The organism is Streptomyces siamensis (genome assembly GCF_039543605.1).
Classification (GTDB): Bacteria; Actinomycetota; Actinomycetes; order Streptomycetales; family Streptomycetaceae; genus Streptomyces; species Streptomyces siamensis.
Window position 1 is genome coordinate 1 of sequence record NZ_BAABKB010000006.1, and the last position, 2,908, is coordinate 2,908.

Annotated in this window: 1 rRNA gene; it reads left to right on the top strand. The window is 57.0% G+C overall.

What is annotated here, in order from left to right:
- A 23S ribosomal RNA gene (locus ABEB03_RS13655) occupies positions 1 to 2,885 on the top strand; the annotation flags it as partial.
- Between the last annotated feature and the right edge of the window lie 23 nt (positions 2,886 to 2,908).

Sequence of the window (2,908 nt, forward strand, 5' to 3'; positions counted from 1 at the left end):
GACGAGTCAGAAACCGTTGATGTAGGCGAAGGACATGCGAAAGGTCCGGCGTAGAGGGTAAGACCCCCGTAGTCGAAACGTCAGCGGCTCGTTTGAGAGACACCCAAGTAGCACGGGGCCCGAGAAATCCCGTGTGAATCTGGCGGGACCACCCGCTAAGCCTAAATATTCCCTGGTGACCGATAGCGGATAGTACCGTGAGGGAATGGTGAAAAGTACCGCGGGAGCGGAGTGAAATAGTACCTGAAACCGTGTGCCTACAAGCCGTGGGAGCGTCGGATGGAAGCTTGCTTCCATCTCGTGACTGCGTGCCTTTTGAAGAATGAGCCTGCGAGTTTGCGGTGTGTTGCGAGGTTAACCCGTGTGGGGAAGCCGTAGCGAAAGCGAGTCCGAATAGGGCGATTTAGTAGCGCGCTCAAGACCCGAAGCGGAGTGATCTAGCCATGGGCAGGTTGAAGCGGCTGTAAGAGGTCGTGGAGGACCGAACCCACCAGGGTTGAAAACCTGGGGGATGACCTGTGGTTAGGGGTGAAAGGCCAATCAAACTCCGTGATAGCTGGTTCTCCCCGAAATGCATTTAGGTGCAGCGTCGTGTGTTTCTTGCCGGAGGTAGAGCACTGGATAGGCGATGGGCCCTACCGGGTTACTGACCTTAGCCAAACTCCGAATGCCGGTAAGTGAGAGCGCGGCAGTGAGACTGTGGGGGATAAGCTCCATGGTCGAGAGGGAAACAGCCCAGAGCATCGACTAAGGCCCCTAAGCGTACGCTAAGTGGGAAAGGATGTGGAGTCGCACAGACAACCAGGAGGTTGGCTTAGAAGCAGCCACCCTTGAAAGAGTGCGTAATAGCTCACTGGTCTAGTGATTCCGCGCCGACAATGTAGCGGGGCTCAAGCGTACCGCCGAAGTCGTGTCATTGCAGCAAGAGGGCCAACGCCCGCTGTGATGGGTAGGGGAGCGTCGTGTGCCGGGTGAAGCCGCGCCGGAAGGCAGTGGTGGACGGTTCACGAGTGAGAATGCAGGCATGAGTAGCGATACACACGTGAGAAACGTGTGCGCCGATTGACTAAGGGTTCCTGGGTCAAGCTGATCTGCCCAGGGTAAGTCGGGACCTAAGGCGAGGCCGACAGGCGTAGTCGATGGATAACCGGTTGATATTCCGGTACCCGCTGTGAAGCGTCAAACATCGAACCAGGCGATGCTAAGTCCGTGAAGCCGCCCCGGAGCCTTCGGGCAAAGGGGAGTGGTGGAGCCGACGGACCAGACCTGTAGTAGGTGAGTGATGGGGTGACGCAGGAAGGTAGTCCATCCCGGGCGGTGGTTGTCCCGGGGTAAGGGTGTAGGCCGTGCGATAGGCAAATCCGTCGCACTTGTGGCTGAGACCTGATGCCGAGCCGATTGTGGTGAAGTGGATGATCCTATGCTGTCGAGAAAAGCCTCTAGCGAGTTTCATGGCGGCNACGTCAGGTAGGCAAATCCGCCTGACACACAGTCTGAGACCTGATGCCGAGCCGATTGTGGTGAAGTGGATGATCCTATGCTGTCGAGAAAAGCCTCTAGCGAGTTTCATGGCGGCCCGTACCCTAAACCGACTCAGGTGGTCAGGTAGAGAATACCGAGGCGTTCGGGTGAACTATGGTTAAGGAACTCGGCAAAATGCCCCCGTAACTTCGGGAGAAGGGGGGCCATGTCTGGTGATGAGTCTTGCACTCTGAGCTGGGTGTGGCCGCAGAGACCAGCGAGAAGCGACTGTTTACTAAAAACACAGGTCCGTGCGAAGCCGTAAGGCGATGTATACGGACTGACGCCTGCCCGGTGCTGGAACGTTAAGGGGACCGGTTAGTCAAGATTCGTCTTGGCGAAGCTGAGAACTTAAGCGCCAGTAAACGGCGGTGGTAACTATAACCATCCTAAGGTAGCGAAATTCCTTGTCGGGTAAGTTCCGACCTGCACGAATGGCGTAACGACTTCTCGACTGTCTCAACCATAGGCCCGGTGAAATTGCACTACGAGTAAAGATGCTCGTTTCGCGCAGCAGGACGGAAAGACCCCGGGACCTTTACTACAGTTTGATATTGGTGTTCGGTTCGGCTTGTGTAGGATAGCTGGGAGACTGTGAAGTGCGGGCGCCAGCCCGTGTGGAGTCGTCGTTGAAATACCAGTCTGGTCGTGCTGGATGTCTAACCTGGGTCCGTGATCCGGATCAGGGACAGTGTCTGATGGGTAGTTTAACTGGGGCGGTTGCCTCCCAAAGAGTAACGGAGGCGCCCAAAGGTTCCCTCAGCCTGGTTGGCAATCAGGTGTTGAGTGTAAGTGCACAAGGGAGCTTGACTGTGAGACCGACGGGTCGAGCAGGGACGAAAGTCGGGACTAGTGATCCGGCGGTGGCTTGTGGAAGCGCCGTCGCTCAACGGATAAAAGGTACCCCGGGGATAACAGGCTGATCTTCCCCAAGAGTCCATATCGACGGGATGGTTTGGCACCTCGATGTCGGCTCGTCGCATCCTGGGGCTGGAGTCGGTCCCAAGGGTTGGGCTGTTCGCCCATTAAAGCGGTACGCGAGCTGGGTTTAGAACGTCGTGAGACAGTTCGGTCCCTATCCGCTGTGCGCGTAGGAGTCTTGAGAAGGGCTGTCCCTAGTACGAGAGGACCGGGACGGACGAACCTCTGGTGTGCCAGTTGTCCTGCCAAGGGCATGGCTGGTTGGCTACGTTCGGGAGGGATAACCGCTGAAAGCATCTAAGCGGGAAGCCTGCTTCGAGATGAGGACTCCCACCCCCTTGAGGGGTTAAGGCTCCCAGTAGACGACTGGGTTGATAGGCCAGATCTGGAAGCGCCGTAAGGCGTGGAGGTGACTGGTACTAATAGGCCGAGGGCTTGTCCTCAGTTGCTCGCGTCCACTGTGTTG